The organism is Nocardiopsis prasina DSM 43845 (genome assembly GCF_000341265.1).
GTDB classification, from domain to species: Bacteria; Actinomycetota; Actinomycetes; order Streptosporangiales; family Streptosporangiaceae; genus Nocardiopsis; species Nocardiopsis prasina.
Genome location: NZ_ANAE01000210.1, coordinates 64,106 through 82,409, shown reverse-complemented (window position 1 = coordinate 82,409; position 18,304 = coordinate 64,106). Strand labels below are relative to the sequence as shown.

The 18,304-nt window shown below is 72.1% G+C and carries 17 protein-coding genes and 1 pseudogene; 8 read left to right on the top strand and 10 right to left on the bottom strand.

Annotation, left to right across the window (positions count from 1 at the left end):
- Positions 1-8 precede the first annotated feature (8 nt).
- Genes D452_RS0126335 through D452_RS0126325 form a run of 3 tightly spaced genes read left to right on the top strand, consistent with a single transcriptional unit; the run spans position 9 to position 2,979 of the window.
- Entirely contained in the window at positions 9-1,760 is a 1,752-nt protein-coding gene (locus D452_RS0126335; protein ID WP_017547129.1) for a phosphotransferase, read from the top strand.
- Positions 1,761-1,804: 44 nt separating this feature from the next.
- Positions 1,805-2,212 (top strand): cupin domain-containing protein, encoded by a 408-nt coding sequence (locus tag D452_RS0126330; RefSeq protein ID WP_017547128.1) that lies wholly within the window; start codon positions 1,805-1,807, stop codon positions 2,210-2,212.
- On the top strand, positions 2,209-2,979 hold the full coding sequence (locus D452_RS0126325) for an HAD family hydrolase (RefSeq protein WP_169336579.1): 771 nt from the start codon (positions 2,209-2,211) through the stop codon (positions 2,977-2,979). The genes D452_RS0126330 and D452_RS0126325 overlap by 4 nt, the downstream gene beginning before the upstream one ends.
- 151 nt (positions 2,980-3,130) lie before the next feature.
- On the opposite strand, the gene D452_RS0126320 is transcribed toward D452_RS0126325, so the two are convergent.
- The 4 genes from D452_RS0126320 to D452_RS0126305 are packed head-to-tail and all read right to left on the bottom strand — an operon-like array spanning position 3,131 to position 6,703.
- Positions 3,131-4,150 carry a pyridoxal-phosphate dependent enzyme gene (locus tag D452_RS0126320; protein WP_017547126.1) on the bottom strand — a complete coding sequence of 340 codons (1,020 nt, stop codon included), beginning with the start codon at positions 4,148-4,150 and terminating at the stop codon, positions 3,131-3,133.
- Positions 4,108-5,169: a GHMP family kinase ATP-binding protein gene (locus tag D452_RS29055; protein ID WP_017547125.1), complete on the bottom strand. Its 1,062-nt coding sequence runs from the start codon at positions 5,167-5,169 to the stop codon at positions 4,108-4,110. Before D452_RS29055 ends, D452_RS0126320 begins: the two co-directional genes overlap by 43 nt.
- On the bottom strand, positions 5,166-5,975 hold the full coding sequence (locus D452_RS0126310) for a Rossmann-like domain-containing protein (RefSeq protein ID WP_017547124.1): 810 nt from the start codon (positions 5,973-5,975) through the stop codon (positions 5,166-5,168). The genes D452_RS29055 and D452_RS0126310 overlap by 4 nt, the downstream gene beginning before the upstream one ends.
- The gene (locus D452_RS0126305; RefSeq protein ID WP_017547123.1) at positions 5,972-6,703 is read right to left on the bottom strand and encodes a class I SAM-dependent methyltransferase; all 732 of its coding nucleotides are present in this window, start codon (positions 6,701-6,703) and stop codon (positions 5,972-5,974) included. Before D452_RS0126305 ends, D452_RS0126310 begins: the two co-directional genes overlap by 4 nt.
- A gap of 292 nt (positions 6,704-6,995) precedes the next feature.
- On the opposite strand from D452_RS0126305, the gene D452_RS0126300 reads away from it, so the two are divergent.
- Positions 6,996-8,228, top strand: a complete 1,233-nt coding sequence (locus D452_RS0126300; RefSeq protein WP_017547122.1) for an MFS transporter — start codon at positions 6,996-6,998, stop codon at positions 8,226-8,228.
- A 188-nt stretch (positions 8,229-8,416) separates the two neighbouring features.
- Here the strand turns inward: D452_RS0126300 and D452_RS0126295 are convergent, their stop codons facing one another.
- Positions 8,417-9,226 (bottom strand): DeoR/GlpR family DNA-binding transcription regulator, encoded by an 810-nt coding sequence (locus D452_RS0126295; protein WP_017547121.1) that lies wholly within the window; start codon positions 9,224-9,226, stop codon positions 8,417-8,419.
- Between the two features lie 162 nt (positions 9,227-9,388).
- Here D452_RS0126295 and D452_RS0126290 point away from each other — a divergent pair, with 162 nt between their 5' ends.
- The 4 genes from D452_RS0126290 to D452_RS0126275 all read left to right on the top strand — a co-directional run bounded on the left by D452_RS0126290 (position 9,389) and on the right by D452_RS0126275 (position 14,159).
- A complete protein-coding gene (locus D452_RS0126290; RefSeq protein ID WP_017547120.1) occupies positions 9,389-10,780 on the top strand; it encodes an NAD-binding homoserine dehydrogenase in 1,392 nt (463 codons plus the stop codon).
- A gap of 1 nt (position 10,781) precedes the next feature.
- Positions 10,782-12,182 carry a GntP family permease gene (locus D452_RS0126285; protein WP_017547119.1) on the top strand — a complete coding sequence of 467 codons (1,401 nt, stop codon included), beginning with the start codon at positions 10,782-10,784 and terminating at the stop codon, positions 12,180-12,182.
- A gap of 79 nt (positions 12,183-12,261) precedes the next feature.
- Complete coding sequence (gene otnK, locus D452_RS0126280) at positions 12,262-13,512, top strand: 3-oxo-tetronate kinase (protein WP_017547118.1); 1,251 nt, start codon at positions 12,262-12,264, stop codon at positions 13,510-13,512.
- Positions 13,509-14,159, top strand: a complete 651-nt coding sequence (locus D452_RS0126275) for a class II aldolase/adducin family protein (protein ID WP_017547117.1) — start codon at positions 13,509-13,511, stop codon at positions 14,157-14,159. The genes otnK and D452_RS0126275 overlap by 4 nt, the downstream gene beginning before the upstream one ends.
- 99 nt (positions 14,160-14,258) lie before the next feature.
- On the opposite strand, the gene D452_RS31800 is transcribed toward D452_RS0126275, so the two are convergent.
- From D452_RS31800 to D452_RS0126250, 5 genes and pseudogenes are all read right to left on the bottom strand, one after another.
- A complete protein-coding gene (locus D452_RS31800; protein ID WP_275040752.1) occupies positions 14,259-14,648 on the bottom strand; it encodes a triose-phosphate isomerase in 390 nt (129 codons plus the stop codon).
- A pseudogene (locus D452_RS31795) lies at positions 14,621-14,992 on the bottom strand (triose-phosphate isomerase); the annotation flags it as partial. The gene D452_RS31800 and the pseudogene D452_RS31795, both read right to left, overlap by 28 nt.
- 35 nt (positions 14,993-15,027) lie before the next feature.
- Positions 15,028-15,516 (bottom strand): ribose-5-phosphate isomerase, encoded by a 489-nt coding sequence (locus D452_RS0126260; protein ID WP_017547114.1) that lies wholly within the window; start codon positions 15,514-15,516, stop codon positions 15,028-15,030.
- Positions 15,516-17,282, bottom strand: a complete 1,767-nt coding sequence (locus tag D452_RS0126255; protein WP_017547113.1) for a dihydroxyacetone kinase family protein — start codon at positions 17,280-17,282, stop codon at positions 15,516-15,518. Before D452_RS0126255 ends, D452_RS0126260 begins: the two co-directional genes overlap by 1 nt.
- Positions 17,279-18,250, bottom strand: coding sequence for a sugar phosphate isomerase/epimerase family protein (locus tag D452_RS0126250; protein ID WP_017547112.1), 972 nt, complete (start codon positions 18,248-18,250; stop codon positions 17,279-17,281). Before D452_RS0126250 ends, D452_RS0126255 begins: the two co-directional genes overlap by 4 nt.
- Positions 18,251-18,304: the final 54 nt, after the last annotated feature.

Sequence of the window (18,304 nt, the reverse complement as noted above, 5' to 3'; positions counted from 1 at the left end):
GATCTCTCGTGGAAGCCATCGTGTGCAGCACCACGTGCCGACGACACTCCAAGGCGCCCGTCGGGGTGGTCGACCGCGTCCGCGGCGCTGTCCTGAACGGCACTCTCAGCCGTGTCAGCGTCCTGGCCTCGGAGGCCGCCGCAACAGACAACGAAGCGCCGACCCGGTGGTCCGGTGTCGTGGAATGGACGGTCCCGGCACTCGAACGGCAGCGCGACTGGCTGCTCACGGCCATCCTGCGCCGCGGAGCCGGAAGCATACTCGTGCTCGACTGCGCCTGCGACATCCGGCGCGGTACCGTCGAAGGGTTCGCCGAGCTGGCCGACACGACAGCACTGGTGACCGGGCGCCCCGACGCCCTCGGCCGCCCAGCCGCCGCCACGGCCGCGACCCGTCGCGAAGGTCGGCACCTGCGACTGGAGAGCTTGTTCCGGTCGGATAGGCAGTGGCCCACAGAAGACACCCGAAGACCCATGGACTACCTCGGCGCCCTGTTGGTCGGCGGTGCGGCGGACCGCGTACTCCTCGCCGACATACTCGAAGCCCGTTCCGACCACCACCGCGATGCCGCCTCCCTTTCTCCCTGGCACGACGCACTCGACTCCCTGGCCCGACGTACCCGAGTCCTGTGCGCGGAGGTGGCCCGCGACGTCCACGGGGATGAGGCGGTGATCGGGGAGCGGCTGGCCGGGGGTTCCCACGCCCGCACCTACCTCCGTCTGCCCAACGACCACGGCAACAGAACGGTCCGCAAAGAGGCCACCGGCGTCGGCCTCGGCAAACTCAACGACGAGATCGAGTGGCTGCGCGGCCTGGAACCCGACGCCGGACGGCACTTCGCCGACGTCGTCGCGCACCGGGTCGAGCCCGGCCGCGCCTCCATGGACCTGAGGTTCCACCGCCTACCCACCCTGCGAGGGCTCATCCTCAGCGAGGAGATCGACGCCGATGAGGCGGCCCTGTGGACGCGCCGAGTCCTCGCCTCCCTCCGCCGCGACGTCTACCCCGGCGGTTCCAGGCCGACCCCCACCGACTACGTGCGCCGCACCCACCTGGACCGCGTCGAGACCAGACTGGCCGAGACCGCCGCCGCGCTGCCGGACCGGCGCACGCTGTGGAACTCGGACACCCTCCTGATCAACGGTGTCCGCCTGCGCAACCCGGGTGCCCTCGTCACCGAGCTCGCCCGCGACGGGCAGGCGCTGGGCATGCTCACCCCGAACCGGCTGGTTCGTACGCACGGCGACCCGCACTTTGACAACGTCCTCATCGACCGACCGGGCCACCGGTTCGTGCTCATCGATCCCAGGGGCAACGCGGGCTACGATCCGGCCTATGACCTGGGAAAGGTCTGGCACTCCGTCAACTCCCTGTACGACCTGATCCACGGGGGCCACGTGGAGGCCTCGGCAGGCAGGGACGGCATCGACTACGCGTTCACCTCCCCCCGTCTCGTGGCGTTCTACCACCGGGTCCGCGACCGCGTTCACGCATGGCTCACCGCGACCGGCTGGCACCAGGACGACCCGCACTGGATGCTGAAGGTCCGCCTGGCCGAGGCCGCCCACATGTGCAGTGTGATGCCCTTCCACATCGCCCACGACCAGCGCGAGTCCGTCGCGCTCGCTTGCTACGCGCGCGGGGTGGAGCTGTTCAACGCGCTCCACCGTGACCTGGTCGCCGCCCGCCCCCGACCCATCCGGGCCAGGATCCGGGCCGAGCCCCGGCGAGCGGCACTCGTGGACCGCACCTCCGGCTGACCCACCGCCCAAGGCAACAGACCCGACAGAGAGGAACCCGCAAGATGCAGGTCATTCGCAGATCCGAACTGGATCCGGACCGACGCCCCGATGGTCGGACCGTGCTGCCCCTGCTCGACCTTCCCCTTGGTCCGTCAGTGGACCGCGCGGCGATCCTCCACGTTGTGCACCCCGCCGACTTCACCGAACGCAGGCACTACCACCGGCACCTCCACGAGGTGTTCTACTTCCTGGACAGCGCCGACTACTGGGTCAACGGCGCTGTGGTCCGGTTGGCCCCCGGCGACGTACTCGTCCTGGAGCCGAACGATGTTCACGGCGCGTTGCCGGTTCCCCACCCGGTCCGGATCATCGTCCACCACCTGCCCAAGGTCCCCGGTGACAAGGTGGAGGTGGAGGTGGACGAGGGCGCCATCGCCCCCGAAGCTCCCGAAGGGACGGTGCGCCGGTGACCGTCGAAGGGTGCATGTTCGACTTCTCCGGCACACTCATGCGGATCGAGCCCGTCACCGACTGGTTGCGCGCGGTCCTGACCGAGGTCGGAATCGCTGCCACCGACACGGAGATCGAGGAGTACGCAGCCCGGCTGGATCGTTGCGGGGCGCAGCCCGGGGGTTCCGACCCAACGGCTCTACCGTCCCGCCTGAACCGCTTGTGGGACGAACGCGACCTGTCCGCGACAGCTCACCGCGCCACGTACACCGCTCTGGCCCGTGAAGCGAACCTTCCGTGGGGCCAGGCCGTGTACGACGCCCTGTACACCCGCCACATGACACCGGACGCCTGGCGCCCCTACCCGGACACCTCCGAGGTCCTGGACGAACTACGTGGACGCGGCATCCCGGTGGCGGTGGTCAGCAACATCGGCTGGGACCTGCGCCCGGTGCTGAAGGCCCACGGCATCGCGGAGCCGGTTCAGGAGTTCGTCCTCAGCTACGAGCACGGCCTGCGCAAGCCTGACCCTGAGCTGTTTCGTATCGCCTGCGATGCCCTGGAGCTCGCACCCGAGGTGGTGCTGATGGTCGGCGACGACCGCCACGCCGACACCGGCGCGCTGGCCCTCGGCTGCCCCGTCCACCTGGTCGACCACCTCCCCGTGCATGCCCGTCCGGCCAGTCTGCGCCCGGTCCTCGACCTCGTCCGCCAGGGCGACGCCGACCATCAGCACCGTCGTCCCCGTTCCGGTCCGGGGGAAGCCGGAGCGGGCCCCGACAGGTAGTGCTCACCGCTGCGAGCGGCTCCCTCCCGCGGTCGACGACCCCGTGACGAGGTGTTCCCGGTGTGGGACGAACCCCGGGAATGACGGAGCACGGAAGGCAGTGGCCCCTCCTCTGCTGTGAGCGCGGCCCCTGCCTTCCGCAGCCCCGAGCTCAGTCGTCCCGGTGGACGGCCTGATCCGGTGCGGGCTGACGCCCCCAGTCCATCCGGCACCAGGGCGGCGACAGCTCCTTGAGGTCACCGATCTCCCGGGGGGAGAGGTCGGCGACGTCGGCGGCCTCCTCGTGACGGGCGAAGACGGTGTCCACGTACCGGTGCCCGGTGTCGGGGGCCACGAACACCACCCGCCGGTCCGGGGCTGCCGCCGCCTCCCAGCGCGCCACCAGGTAGGCCGCGCCCGTGGAGAGCCCGGCGAAGACCGCGTGGCGGCGCAGGAGGTCCGTGCTCCCGGCCAGGGCGGCGTCGAAGCCGGTCCAGTGCACCGTGTCGTAGAGGGTGTGGTCGACGTTGCCGAACGGGATCGAACTGCCGATCCCCGCGATGATGATCTGCGGGTCGGTGACGTGGTCACTGCCGAAGGTGACGCTGCCGAACGGCTGCACCCCCACGAGCGGGGTGTCGGGGGCGCCCTCCCGCAGGTAGCGGGCGAGCGCCCCGGTGGAGGCCCCGGATCCGACCCCGCCCACCAGGGTGAGCGGGCCGTCTCCGGCCTCCTTGCGGATCTGGTCGGCCACCGCGCGGTAGCCGAGGCCGTGGACGACGTCGTGGTACTGGCGCATCCAGTGGTAGTCGGGGTTCTCGCGGAGCACCTGTCTGACCCGTCGGACCCGGCGGTCCTGGTCCAGCCGGAGGTCGTCCGAGGGCGGCATCTGCTCCAGGGTGGCACCCAGGACCGCGAGCTGGAGACGCAGGGGGCGGTCGACGGTGGTGGAACCGATGATGTGGCAGTGCAGGCCGAACCGGTGCGCGGCCAGGGCCAGTCCGTAGGCGTAGATGCCGCTGGAGCTGTCCATCAGGGTGTCACCGGGCCGGACCACCCCGGTGTCCAGCAGGTGGCGCACGGCCGCGAGCGCGGAGGCCACCTTCATGGACTCGAAGCGCAGGCACAGCAGGCCCCCGCCGAGGTCGATCAGGTCGGGTCTGGCGATGGCTTCGGAAACGTGGTCGTCCAAGGTGGCTCCGAGGTGATCGAGGGTGGAGGGGCCGGTGGGGAGGGGGTCGGGGTCGAGGTGACCCCGGTGAGGACCGGCCGCGCGGAGGGGTCCGCCACGGCGGGCAGGGCGCCGGACCTCGTGGCCGTGGAGAACACGCGGTGAGGAGTGAGCCCAGCGGCCTGGAGACGGTCGATGGCCGCCTCGAGGCGTTCCACGAGACCGGGAGCGGCCGCGTCGAAGAGCACACCGGCCACGTTGCCGCTGTGCGCCACCTGGATGCCCGCCGCCCCGCACTCGCGGGCGACCTCCCGCAGCGTGCCCAGCTCGTCCTTGGGCAGCACACGCTGGTTGAGGATGGCGCTCTCGGTGCTGACGTGCCCGACCCCGGCCACGTCTGCCTCGGTGATCGCGGTACGCAGCGCGGCACGCAACCTCTCGTAGACGGCGATGTCCCCCCGTCGTGCGTTCCCCGCCAGGGAGAGGGTGTCGACCGGTTGGCCGCTTCCGGTCAGGCAGCCCACGACCGCCATCTCCGGCAGCGCGGGGCCCAGCTCCTCCAGGACCCGGCCCTCACGCTGGGCGAACAGCAGGGGGCGGTCGCCGAACATGACCGGGTCGCTGGCGCCCTCCGCCGCGACCGCCACCCCGGCCACGGACTCCGGCGTCAACTCCACGCCGAGCCCCGCCGCGACCGCGCGCACCGCCGCCGTCACGTCACTGGTGGACGACCCCATGCCGAGGCCCGGCCGGGCCCCGCCCCGGACACTGAGGAAGCCGCCCGCCCGCGGGGTCCCGGCCACACGCGCGCACTCCTGCACGGCGAGCTCGGCGGCGCGGGCCGCCTTGGCCCGGTCGGGCGGGTCGACGACGACGTGGCGGGGCGCACTCGCGGAGAACGGGGTGAACACCGCCCGGGTGCGGGGCTCGGCCATCGGCAGGGTGACCAGGCCACGGGTGGGACGTCCCCGCTCGTCCAGGAACACGCCCTGGAGGATCTCGCCGTGGTGGCAGGTCGCCTGTCCAGTTCCTACGGTCACTCTCGGGTTCCTTCTCGGTAGCGGTAGAGGTGGGTCGGTTCGGCGCTGAACTGTGAGAACGGGAAGGGTTCGGCGGAGACCGCGGTGACGCCGGAGCCGAGGAAGGCCCGTGCGACCGCGCTCCCGCTCTGGGCGTACAGGACCAGCGGCAGGTCCCGTTCGCGGCAGCGCTCCAGGATGCGGTCGAAGGTGCCGTTGCCCAGAGTCATGCCGGTGGCCACGACCGCGTCGGCCTCGGCCAGGACCTCCTCCATGTCCGGGTTGACGGGGTCGCCCCACTGGGTGCGGCGCAGGTTGAGGTCGCAGGGCAGGCACAGGCCGCCCCGCTCCCGGATGGCGGCCACGAGGGGGTTGACCACGCCGATCAGGGCGATCCGCCTCCCGTCGGGTTCGGGGAGGAGTCCGGCGATGGCGCGGTCGCGGGCGACGGCGCGCTCCTCGGGGGTGCCGTACGGGAGGGTGACCCGTTCGGCACGGGGGTCCTCGGAGTGGGGTCGGGCATGGCCCAGGTAGGCGTCCAGAGCGGCCAGCCGTACCGGGGCCGGGGCTCTCAGGAGGTCGGCCAGGGGTCTGCCGGACAGGTCAGCGCAGATCTCGGGGTCCAGCTGGCCCGGTTCGAAGGAGCACGCGCCGAAGGCCCGTCCGATTCGCACCAGGACGTACTGGTTGAGGTAGGTGACGTCGCCTCCGGCCAGGCGGGTTCCGTGGTGGACCCAGAACACGCTGGTGGCGACGGGGAGGTCGGGGGTGTCGAGCACCGACTGCTGGAGGGCCCGGAGGTCGAGGGTGCGCTGGGGGTGGCTCACTTGGCGTTCTCCCGGGTGAGGCGGAACAGGTAGGTCAGAACTCCGTCGTTCCAGTCGTGCAGGTGGTGGACGTGTGCGGTGAACCCGCTGTCGACGGCGTGCTCGATGATCCCGCGCAGGTCGGCGGTGTTGGAGGCGACGAAGTAGACCTGGCCGCCGGGGGCCAGGAGGTCGCGTTCGGCGAGCTGGGTGAAGAAGGCGTCGGTGACGGGGCGCCCGGCGCAGACGTTGCGGACGACGTCGGGATCGTCGCTGACGGGCTGGCTGACCGCTGGCGGGTTGAAGGTGACGACGTCCAACCGGGGTTCGGGCGGGAACTCGGCGAACAGGTCGGAGACCAGCGGGACGAACTCGGTCCCTTGGCGGGACTCCCCCGCGCCGACGACGCGCCGGTAGTTGTGCTCGGTGGCCCGCACACTGGCCGGGTGGACGTCCGCGGCCAGGATCCGGGCGGCGCCGCGCAGTCCGGCCACGGCGGCCTCCACGCCGAGCCCGGCGCCCATGGCGGCGTAGACGCGTCCGCGCACGTCGATGTCGTCGTCGAGGATGCGCTGGTGGATCATGCGGCTGGTCGCGCCGGGGAGGAACACCTCGGGTGGGACGTCGAACTCCCACCCGTTCCAGGTGTAGGAGCGGAGGGTGTGCAGGTCGACCTTGGGCCGGTTGAGGCCGATGATCTGCTCGGGCGGCAGTGGCGGGGGCAGCTGGGCGATCTGATGGGGGTCCACGCGGGGCCTTTCGGGGCTGTCTGCGGGCAGGGGGCACCGGTCGGTACGTCCTGGGGGGTACCGGTTCCGACGACCATAGCGAAAACGATAATCGTTGTCACCAGAAGCTCTTCACTCCACGGGGTCGCTGCCCCGTTACCGCGAGCGCCAATCCCCACAGAAGCGGACATCCGCCGCGCCGCAGGCAAACCACCCCGGCACACCACTCCAGTTTCACGAAGAGCGACGCAACTGATAATCGTTTTCAATAGAGTGAGACCCTACCCACCCCGAACCGAGATGAGTACTCCTCGTGTCCACGACGCCGAACACGACCCGCCCACAGGAGCGCCGCGGCGCACCGCTGCTCCGGCCGACCTTCGTCCGCCTGTGGTGCGCGACCACCGCGTCCGGCCTGGCCACCTGGGCCATGCCGTTCATCCTGGGCCTGGCGGTCCTGCACGGTTCGCTCAGCGCGGTGGGCCTCGGACTGGTCCTGGCCGCCCGCACCGCCGGCTTCCTGGTCGCGGTCCCCCTGGGCGGCCTGTTCGCCGACCGCCACTCACGCCGGGCGGTGGTCCTCTGGTCCGGGCTCGCCGCAGCCCTCGCCAGCCCCGTCCTCGCGGCGGGGCTGGGCGGTTCGATCGCGCTCATGACCGTGGCCGCCGCGGTCGTGGGCGTCGGCCAGGGGGCCTGCCGACCCGCCTTCCAGGCCCTGACCGCCGAGGTGGTGCCGGTGGAGGACCGCCAGCAGGCCAACGCGGCCCTGACCTTCTCCGTCCGCGGGGTCACCTTCCTGGCCCCCGGGCTGACCGCCCTGCTGGCCACGGTCACCAGCCCCCAGGTGCTGCTGCTGGTCACGGCCGCTCTGTGGCTGGCCGCCGCGCTGCTGCCCCGTGGCGGCGACACCGCGCCCGTCGAGCGCCCCGCGCGGGCGCCCTTCCACGTGGAGTTCATCGAGGGGCTCACCGAGGCGCGCCGCCACAGCTGGTTCCTCGCCGGTCTGGGCGCGCTGACGGTGGTCATCGCCCTGGGCTACTCGGCGACCAACGTCCTGCTCCCCCTGGCCAGCCGTGACCACTACGGAACCGAGGCCGTCCTGGCCGGGGCGCTGACGGCCTACACGGCCGGGGCGCTGATCGGAGCGCTGCTGGTGGCCCGCTGGAAGCCGCGCGCGCAGGGCTGGTGGGCCCTGTTCGGCCTCGGCCTATACGCCCTCGCCCCGCTGAGCCTGGTGTTCCCCGTCGGCGGGCTCTGGGTGTTCGCCGCCTACGCCGTGGTGGGCCTGGGTGTGGAGCTGTTCAACGTCCCGTGGTTCACCGCCGCCCAGCGCGAGGTCGCCCCGGACAAACTGGCCCGGGTGTCGTCACTGGACTTCCTGTTCGCCTACGGTCTGGCCCCGGTCGGCCTGGCCCTGATCGCCCCCGCCGCCCAGGCCTTCGGGGCGCAGAACGTGCTGCTCGCCTGCGCCGCCCTGTGTGTCCTGGCCCCGGCGCTGGCCGCCCTGGCCCCGGGCGCCCGCGACTTCCGCACACCCCGCGACTGAGCCGGGCCCGGCCCGGCGCAGCGGTTCCACCCGGGCCTCGGGCGCGTGCCCCAGGAGCGCGCGGGGGCCGCGCTCACCGGGCCGGGCACGGGCCGGTGTCAGCACCGGACCGACCGCGACCCCTGGCGTGCGCCCCTCGACCCGTGGCACCCTCCGTGTGACCGGGGGCCGCCCCCCGGCCACACGGCTCAGACGGTGGGGTCGAGTCGCGCCGCCTCGTCGGAGGCGCTCTGGGGGATCACGATCTCCAGGCTGACGCCGACCTCCTGTATGGCGCGCGCGGACGACTCGGCCAGGCGGTCGTCGGTGATCACCATGGAGAAGCTCTCCAACGCGGCGACCTTGAAGGTTCCGAACGCGCCGTACTTGTCGGCCCCGGCGACCAGCACCGACGAGGACGCGGCCGCCATGGCCGCGCGCTTGACGGCCACCTTGGACCGTGAGGGCGTGGTCGAACCGCGTCCGATGTCCCACGAGCTGGTCGACATGAAGGCCACGTCGATGTTGAACTCCGCGACCGTCTCGGCGGCCATGTCGCCCACCGCGGAGCGGTTCTCACGGTCGATCTGCCCGCCGACGAAGTACAGGGACAGGTCGGGGTGGTCGGACAGGGAGGCCGCCGTGGTGAGGTCGTTCGTGATGACGGTGAGGCCGGTCACTCCCCACAGGGACGGCACGAGGTGTCCCAGGGTCGTTCCGGCGTCCAGGTAGATTGTGTGGCCGTCCTCGACCAGGGCGGCGGCGGCCTGGGCCATCGCGCGCTTCTCGTCCAGGTCCACACGGGACTTGTCCAGGTAGGAGGGCTCGGAGCGGACCTGTGAGGCGAGTTCCACGCCGCCGGGGACCGACCGGACCCGCCCCTCTTCCTCCAGGGTCATGATGTCGCGGCGGACCGTCATGTGCGAGACACCGAGGATGTCGCAGAGCTCCTTCACGCTCAGCACACCCGTACCGCGCAGTTCTCTCAGGAGCAGTTCGCGCCGTTGCGCCGGGATCATCGTCCTCCTTCGAGTGCGTTCACAGATACATGCTAGCGAGTGTTACCAGATGATACGAGGCGTGATAATTGTTGACGCGCATGTTCCTCTCCTGTTAAACAGGGCGTGTTGCCGTTACGGGTGAGGACAACGTGTCCACCGTGACGTGAGAGAAGGAGAACCATGCAAGCCACCAGCACCACGGGCACGCCCCCGCCGACCGTGCGCTACGCGATCACCGGGGCACGGGGCGGGTTCGCCCGCACACTGCTCGCCCAGACGCCGCGCATGGACCGGCTGCGCCCCTCGGTCCTGTGCGACCTGGACACCGAGGGAACCGTCGCCCTGTGCGCCGAGCTCGGTTACCCGGTCGACGCGCTGAGGGCGTGTTCGACCCCGGGCGAGCTGGCCGCGCTCACCGGTGACGAGATCGCCGTGATCGACGACGCCGCCCTGCTCGAACACGCCGCCTACGACGTCCTCGTCGAGGCCACCGGCAGCCCTGCGGCGGGCACCGACGCCGCACGACTGGCCATCGGGACCGGACGCCACGTGGTGATGGTCTCCAAGGAGGTCGACTCCGTCTCCGGCGTCGCCCTGGCCGAACTGGCCGAGGAGCACGGCGTCGTCTACACGCCCGGCATCGGCGACCAGCCCGCCAACCTCATCGAGTGGTACGAGCGCACCCGACTGCTCGGGCTCGACGTCGTCGCCATCGGCAAGTCCGGCGAGTACGACCTCGTCTTCGACCCCGCCACCGGGCGCGTACGCCAGCTCGACCAGGAGATCGACGCACCCGAGCTGGCCTCCCTGCTCACCCTCGGCGAGGACGTGCCCGCCACCCTCGCCGCCCGCGCCCGGGCCGTGTCCGACATCAAGCGATCGGCCGCCGCCGACTACTGCGAGATGGGCGTGGTCGCCAACTTCACGGGCCTGGTGCCCGACGTGGAGACCCTGCACTACCCCGTCGCCCGCACGGCCGAGCTCGCCGACGTCTACTCGCTCGCCGAGGACGGCGGAGTCCTCACCCGCTCCGGCGTCGTGGACGTCTTCAGCGTCCTGCGCCTGCCGGAGGAGGCCTCCTTCGCGGGCGGCGTCTTCGCCGTGGTGCGTACCGGGGACGACGTCTCCTGGTCACTCTTGGCACAGAAGGGCCACGTCGTCTCGCGTTCGGGACGCTACGCCTGCCTCTACCTGCCCTACCACCTCATGGGCGTCGAGACCCCGCTGAGCATCCTGGCCGCCGCCGACCAGCACCGGGCCGCGGGCACCCGTCCCCCGGCCCCGCACGCGGTGCTGGCCGGACGGGCCCGCACCGCGCTCGCCGCCGGAACACGGCTCGACATGGGCGGACACCACCACGACGTGACCGGTGTGGCTCCCGTCCTGCTGGACTCCGCCGACGCCCCCGCCGACGTCGCTCCGCTCTACCTTGCGGCGCACACCACCCTGAAGCGCGACGTGGCGGCCGGAGAGCTGCTGCGCCTCGGCGACCTCGCCGACCCCGAGGACACCCTCCGCGACACCTGGAACCTGGCGCGCTCGCGCTCGCCTCTGAACACCGGAGAGCAGTGACATGTCGGACGTCCTCACACTGCTGGCGTTCCTGGGCGCCATCGCCGTGCTCGTGCTGTTCATCGCACGCTTCAAGGTCCACCCCGTGGCCACGCTTTTCATCGTCGTCGTGGCGCTGGGACTCGTCCTGGGTATGGGCGGCACCGGAACCATCGAACTGGTCAAGGACGGCTTCGGGAGCACGCTGGCCAACGTCGGCCTCCTGATCATCTTCGGCTGCGTCCTGGGCAAGATGCTCGAACTGAGCGGCGCGGCCATGAAGATCACCGAGACGGCGCTGCGCCTGTTCTCGGAGAACAAGGTCCCCTGGGCGATCGCCCTGGCCTCCACCGTCCTCGGCATCCCGCTCATCGCGGACACCGCCGTGGTCATGCTCATCCCCATCGTGTCCGCCCTGGCCTACCGCACGGGCATCTCGATGATGAAGCTCGGCCCGATCCTCTACATCGGCGCCTACGTCATGACCTCGGTCATCCCGCCCGGTCCCGGCCCGCTCGCGTCCGCCTCGCTCCTGGACGTCAGCATGGGCGAGGCCATCATCTACGGTCTGGCCGTGGGCGTCCCCGGCATCCTGGCCGCCACGATCTACCTGTCGCGGACCAAGACACACGTGCCGCCCAAGCCCGAGTTCGTCGAGCACCTGGCCAACGCTGGCAGCGGTTCCTCGGGGGCCGCCGGGTCGACCGGGTCCGCCGACGCCTCCTCCGACTCCGTCACCGGCGGCGACGAAGCACCCCGTGTCGGTCTCTTCGGCTCCCTGCTGCCGATCCTGGCGCCCATCGTCTTCATCGTGTTCGCCTCCCTGACCGCCCCGGTCCTGCCGGAGGGTTCGTGGTTCACCGCGACCGTGCTGTTCGTCGGTGAGCCGACGATGGCGCTGTTCCTCGCGTGCCTGCTCGCCCTGCCCCTCTTCCGGGGGCGCTGGCGGGACAAGGCCACCCTCAACGACCTGTTCGAGTCCGGTCTGCGCATCGCGGCCATGCCCCTCGCGCTGACCGGTGTCGGCGGCGCGCTGGCCACCATCATCCGGGAGACCGGGGTGGCCGAGAACGTCGCGGGAACGATCGAGAGCACCGGGTTGTCCCCGGTCATCATCCCGTTCCTCATCGCCGCCGCAGTGTGCACCATCACCGGCTCCAACATCCTGGGCGTCATGACCTCGGCCGCGATCATGCAGCCGCTCCTGCCCGCCCTCGACCTCTCACCGCTGGTGGTGTACCTGGCCTGCGCGACCGGCGCGCAGATCATGAAGCACGCGAACTCCTCCGGTTTCTGGGTCACGACGACACTGTCGAACATGACCGTGGGGCAGGGCATCCGCTCCATCGGGGTGGCCTCGATCATCTCCGGTGTCACCGGGTTCGCCGTCCTGAACGTCATGATCGCGACCGGTCTCGTCTAGCCGAAGGCGTTCCGTGGGGGCCTCCTCCACGGAACGCCTCACCCGTTCCGTCCACCACCACCGATCCACAGGAGAACCCATGGCGACTCTCGGCGCGATCGCCGACGATCTCACCGGAGCCACAGACCTCGCCATCACACTCACGTCCGCGGGCTTTCGCACCACTGTCGTCCTGGGAGCGGACGCGGACGGCGAGCGGCGCACGCTCGACGCCGTCACCGACGGGGCCGACGCCGTGGTCGTGGCCCTGAAGTCGCGCACGATGCCCGTCGACGAGGCCGTCAAGGTGTCGTTGGACGCGCTGGCCTGGCTGCGCGGCGCCGGGTGTGAACGGTTCTACGTCAAGTACTGCTCCACCTTCGACTCCACCTCGGATGGCAACATCGGTCCCGTATCCGAGGCGGTCCTGGAGGCCCTGGGCGAGGAGGTCACGGTCATCGCCCCGGCCTTCCCCGCGAACCGGCGCACCGTCTACCGGGGCCACCTGTTCGTCGGCGACCAGCCGCTGGACGAGTCACCGATGCGGCACCACCCGCTGACGCCCATGACCGACTCGAACCTGCTCCGCCTCCTCGAACCCCAGGTCAGCCGCGGCGCGGACGACGTGGCCCTGGTGCCGTGGCCGGTGGTGGCCGAGGGCGCCGACGCGGTGCGCGCCGCCATCGGCGCGGCCCGTGAGTCCGGCGCCCGGTTCGTGGTCGTCGACGCCCTGCGCGACGCCGACCTCAGGACGCTCGCCGCCGCGACGGACGACCTGCGTCTGCTCACCGGTGGCAGCGCCCTCGCCCAGGGCCTCACCGGCCCCCGGAGCGACGACCTCGCGGAGTTCGCGCTGCCGGGAGGTCCGCGCGTGGTGCTGTCCGGCAGCGCCTCCCGGGCCACCCAGGGGCAGGTGCGGCACGCCCTCTCCCTGGGCGCCGGACGCCGGATCCGCGCCGCGGAGCTGCGGTCGGACTTCGACTCCGTGGTGTCCGCCGCCGTCACCGCCGCGCTGGACAGCGAGGACGTCCCGTTCGTCGTGTACGCGACCGCCTCGCCGGAGGACGTTGTCGACACTGCGGACGCGCCGGTCATCGAGCAGGCTCTGGCCGAGATCGCGGAACGCCTCGTGGCCGCCGGAACCCGTGCGCTCCTGGTGGCGGGTGGTGAGACCAGCGGAGCGGTGGTGCGTCGGCTCGGTGTCGGCTCCCTCGCCCTGGGACCCGAGGTGGACCCGGGGGTGGCGTGGATGCGCGGTCTCCGCGACGGCGAGGACATCCACCTCATGCTGAAGTCCGGGAACTTCGGCGCCGAGGACCTGTTCGTGCGGGCGTGGGAGGAGGGCGCGTGAACGAGCAGACGCTCCGCGCCGCGGAGGAGTTGTGCGCGGCGGGACGGCGCGCCGTGGACCTGGGGTTGAGCCCGGGGTCCTCGGGCAACGTCTCGGTGCGCGTCGGCGGCACCGTCCTGATGAGCCCCACCGGGGTCTCCCTGGGGGATCTGGATCCCGAGGGGCTCGCGGTACTGGACGACGAGGGGACGCACCTCTCCGGTCCCGCCCCGTCGAAGGAGTTCCCGCTCCACCTGGAGATGTACCGCAGGTCCGGTGGGGCGCGCGCCGTCGTGCACCTGCACTCGCCGCACTCCACGGCGGCGTCCTGCCTGCCCGCGTGGTCGACCACGTCGGCGCTGCCGCCCGTCACGCCGTACCTGGTCATGCGTGTGGGCCAGGCTCCCCTGGTTCCCTACGCGGCGCCCGGGAGCCATCAGCTGGCCGAGAACCTCGCGAAGCTTCCGGGGCGCTTCGACGCGGCGCTGCTCGCCAACCACGGCTCCCTGGTCGCGGCCTCGTCCCCGGGGGCGGCCCTGGAGGGGGCGGTCGAGCTTGAGGAGGCCTCGCGCGTCGTCGTCGCCCTCAGGGGAAGCACGTTCTCGGTGCTCTCCCCCGAGGAGGTACGTGAGCTGACCGACCGCTACGGGACCACCTGGGACGTGTGAACCTCCGCTCCCCGTCGGCGTCCCTCGGGATGAGGGGCGGACAGCCGTCGGCGGGGAGCGGGGCAGTCCCGGCCCCGCCGACGGTGCGGGCCGTGCGGCTCAGCTCAGCGCGCCGACATGGCGCCGACCGATCCTCAGGAGTTCGAGGTAGCCCTCAACCTCCCAGGCCGAGCGGCCGACGAAGAGGCCGCCCACACCGGGGACGCTCAGCAGGTCGGCCGCGTTGTCGGTGGTGACCGATCCGCCGTACAGGAAGGCCCCGACGCGGTCGCCCCACTCCGCGGAGAGGGCCCCGTGCACGACGGCGACCTCCTCCGGACGCGGTGCCCGGCCGTGCTCCCCGATGGCCCAGATGGGCTCGTAGGCGACCAGGACGCGTCCGAGGCCGNGGGCCGGGGGGGGAGGCCGCCGAGAGCGGCCTCCACCTGCCCGAGCACGTGGTCGACGGAGCCTCCCCGGGCGAGGACCTCCGCGCTCTCGCCACAGCACACCAGCGGGGTCAGCCCGTGGCGTAGGGCGGCGCGGACCTTGAGGCGCACGGTCTCGTCGGTCTCGCCGAAGTGCGCTCGGCGCTCGGAGTGGCCGATCTCGACGATCCGGGCCCCCGCGTCGGCCGCCTGCGGTACCGACAGCTCTCCGGTCCAGGCGCCCGCGTCCTCCCAGTGGGCGTTCTGCACGCCGGTCAGGACGGGCCCGCCCCCGAGGACGTCCGACACCTCCGCCAGGGCGGTCGCCGGGGGGATGACGAAGGCGGTGACCCCCGGCACGCCCGCGCCGACCTCCGCGAGCAGGCGTCGCGCGTAGGCGACGGCCAGGGCCCGGGTCTTCGTCATCTTGAAACTGGTGCCGATCCAGAGCTGCGGCCGCCTCACCGGCCCGGTGTCCCGGTCCCTGGGGAGCCGGTGCCCGGTTCGTAGGCACACAGAGCCGCCACCTTCTCGGCGGAGGGCGAGGAGGTGTCGAAGCTGTAGGTCAGCCACTCGCGGACGAGCCTGCGGCCCAGTTCGATCCCGACGACCCGCTGGCCGAGGCAGAGCACCTGGGCGTCGTTGGACAGGACCGACCGTTCGACCGAGAACGAGTCGTGGGCGGTGACGGCGCGCACGCCCGGCACCTTGTTGGCGGCGATCGCCACGCCGAGGCCGGTACCGCACACGAGCACAGCCCGGTCGACCCGGCCCTCGGCGACCAGGCGTGCCGCCTCGACCGCCACGTGCGGGTAGTCGGTGTCCTGGTCGGAGGCGACCCCGACGTCGATCACCTCCGCCACGCCGGTGTGGGCGGCGAGGTCCTCCTTGAAGACCTCCTTGTAGTCGAAGCCCGCGATGTCGGAGCCGACTGCGACGCGCATCTGCATCAGTGGTTCTCCTCTTGGAGGTCGGGTGCGTGTCGGGAGTGTGTTTCCTGCTGGAAGCGGGGGGTCAGCGCGGTGACGATCAGGGAGAAGGAGACCGCTCCCGCGTCGGGGGTGCCGAGGCTGTTGTCGCCGTGTGCCCGGGCCCGTCCCCGTCGGGCCGGGATCGAGGCGGTGGCGTCGGCCGCGCGGCGCGCGGCCGCGGCGCCCTCCGCCCAGGCCGCGTGCGGGCCCAGGTCACCGAGGGCCGACGCCAGCCGGTCCACGAAGGGCACGGCCGCGTCGACGAGTGTCTTGTCGCCGGGGCTGGCCCCGCCGAGGCGCACCACGGCGTCGACCGCGGCTCGGGCACCCGTCACGGCGCGTTCGGGTCCCACCCTCCCGCTGTCTCCGAGCACGGAGCCCAACGCGGTCAGCGCCGCTCCCCAGAGAGCGCCGGACGTGCCGCCCGCGCTCTCCGACCATGCGGCCCCGGCGCGCGTCAGGACGGCGCGTGCTCCGGCACCGAGCACGACGGCCCGATCCGCCGCCTCGGCCGCGGCCTCGGCCCCGCGCCGCATGCCGATGCCGTGGTCGCCGTCTCCCGCGACGGCGTCGATCTCGCCGAGTCTGCGCTCGTGGGTCGCGACGGTGTCGCGCACGGTTCCCAGCGCCTCGGCGATCAGTGCGCCAAGAGCCCTTGAGGGTTCGTCTCCGGGGGTCACCGGCGGCGTCCGCCTGGCCGCCGCGAGGTCGTCGGTGCGTGGGGGGCGGGGCGTGAGGTGTCCGCGCCGGAAGGCGGGTGTCACGGCGGGGGCCGCCCAGAGCCGCTCCAGTTCGGAGTCGAGGAAGGTGAGGGTCAGGGAGAGCCCCGCCATGCCCAGACTGGTGATCTGTTCGTCCACGACCGGCGCCACGACGGTGAGGCCCTCGGCGGCGAGCCGCTCACTCACCCGGCGGTGGACGACGTACAGCTCCTCGTACTTGGTGGCGCCGAGGCCGTTGAGGACCAGCGCCACGCGCTCGGAACCACCGACGGCCCCGGCGGCCGCGCCGCGTTCGGCGAGCACACCGTCCACCAGCAGGTCGGCGACCTCGTCCGCGGTCGGCAGGGGGCGCTGCTCGATACCGGGCTCACCGTGGATGCCCAGCCCCACGCCCATCCGGCCGGCGCCGACCGTGAACAGGGGCCGGTCCGCGCCCGGGAGGGTGCAGCCGTCGAAGGCCAGCCCCAGGGACCGGGTGGCGGCGTTGGCCCTGGTCCCGGCACGGTGGACCGCCGCGATACCGAGCCCCGCCTCCGCTGCCGCGCCCAGGATCTTCAGGACCGTCAGGTCACCAGCGATCCCCCTGCGCAGGGCGGTCTCGTCCGCGGGCCCGGAGGCGACGTCGTCGGTGACCGCGAGGACGCGCACGTCCAGCCCCTCGGCCCTGAGCTGTTCGGCCGCCTGCCCGAAGTGGAGCACGTCACCCGCGTAGTTCCCGAAACCGAGGACGACACCGCCGCCGTTCTCGGCCGCGCGCGCCACGGAACAGATCTGGGAGGCGGAGGGTGAGGAGAAGATGTTGCCGCAGGCGGCCCCGTGCGCGAACCCGGGGCCGACCCAGCCCGCGAACGCCGGATAGTGGCCGGTGCCTCCCCCGAGGACCGTGGCGACCTGCCCGTGCGGGGTGGCGGAGGCCCGCACCACTCCCCCGTGCACGACACGGATCGCGTCCGGGTGCGCGGCGCCGAATCCGGCGAGCGCCTCGGCGGCGAAGTCGGCTGGGTCGTTGACCAGGAGTGTCATGCCTGCTTCTCCCCTCTGGCCCGGGCCGCCACGGGGAGTTTGACGGCGAGGACGCGACGCACGTAGTCGCGGTTGCGCGCCGACACCCCCAGCCCGTCGCCCCCGTAGTGCTCGGTGCAGACCGGGCCGTCGAACCCGGCGCCCAACGCGAGCTCGAACGCCCTCCGGTAGTCGATGACGCCGCCCTCCAGAGGGGCGGGCACGGTGAAGTAGGCGCCGGTCGCGGGGTCGAAGTCGCGGTGGTAGTTCTTCACGTGCCAGTAGTTGACGTAGGGCAGGACCGGGACCAGCAGTTCCTCCCAGTGCGGTACCGGGCGGTGCAGACGGACCAGGTTGCCGATGTCGGGGTTGATCCCCACGTTGGGGAGCCCGATGTCGCGGACCATCCGGACCGCGCTCTCCGGGATGCCGAGGTAGGTGTCCTCGTACATCTCCAAGGACAGGCGCAGCCCGTGCCGCGCCGCGCGTTCACCCGCGGCGCGCAGGCGTTCCACCGCCAGCGACCAGGAGCGCTCGTCGTCCACCGGATCCGAGCCGCCGGGTTCGTGCCAGAACCAGAGGGCCCGCCGCTGTGCCTCGGTCAGGGGCCGGTGCAGTCCGGCGCACACGACGGTGGTGCCCAGCTCGGCGGCGGCGTCGACGGTGCGCAGCAGGTAGTCGAAGTTGTCCTCGGCAACGGCCGGTTCGGGGTCGATCACGCTGCGGCGGGTCACGGAGATCGCGGAGACGCCGAGCTCGTGGGTCCCGAGGACTCGGGCCAGTTCCCGCAGGCGCTGACGGGAGAGGTCCCCCGGCCGCAGCCAGGAGTCGGTGAGGTCCACGTGGGCGAACCCCTCGGCGGCCACCTCGTTCAGTACCGCGGACCACGCCGCGGCCGGTGCGTCCTGAACCGGTGTGCCGTCGGGTGCGGTGTCGGGGAACTGGAGGAGCGCGGCACCGATCGGCCAGTCCTGCGCGGTATGGGGCATCAGTCGTCTCCGGGGGTCGGTCCTGAGGGGGCTGCGCGAGCCGGCGTGGGACAC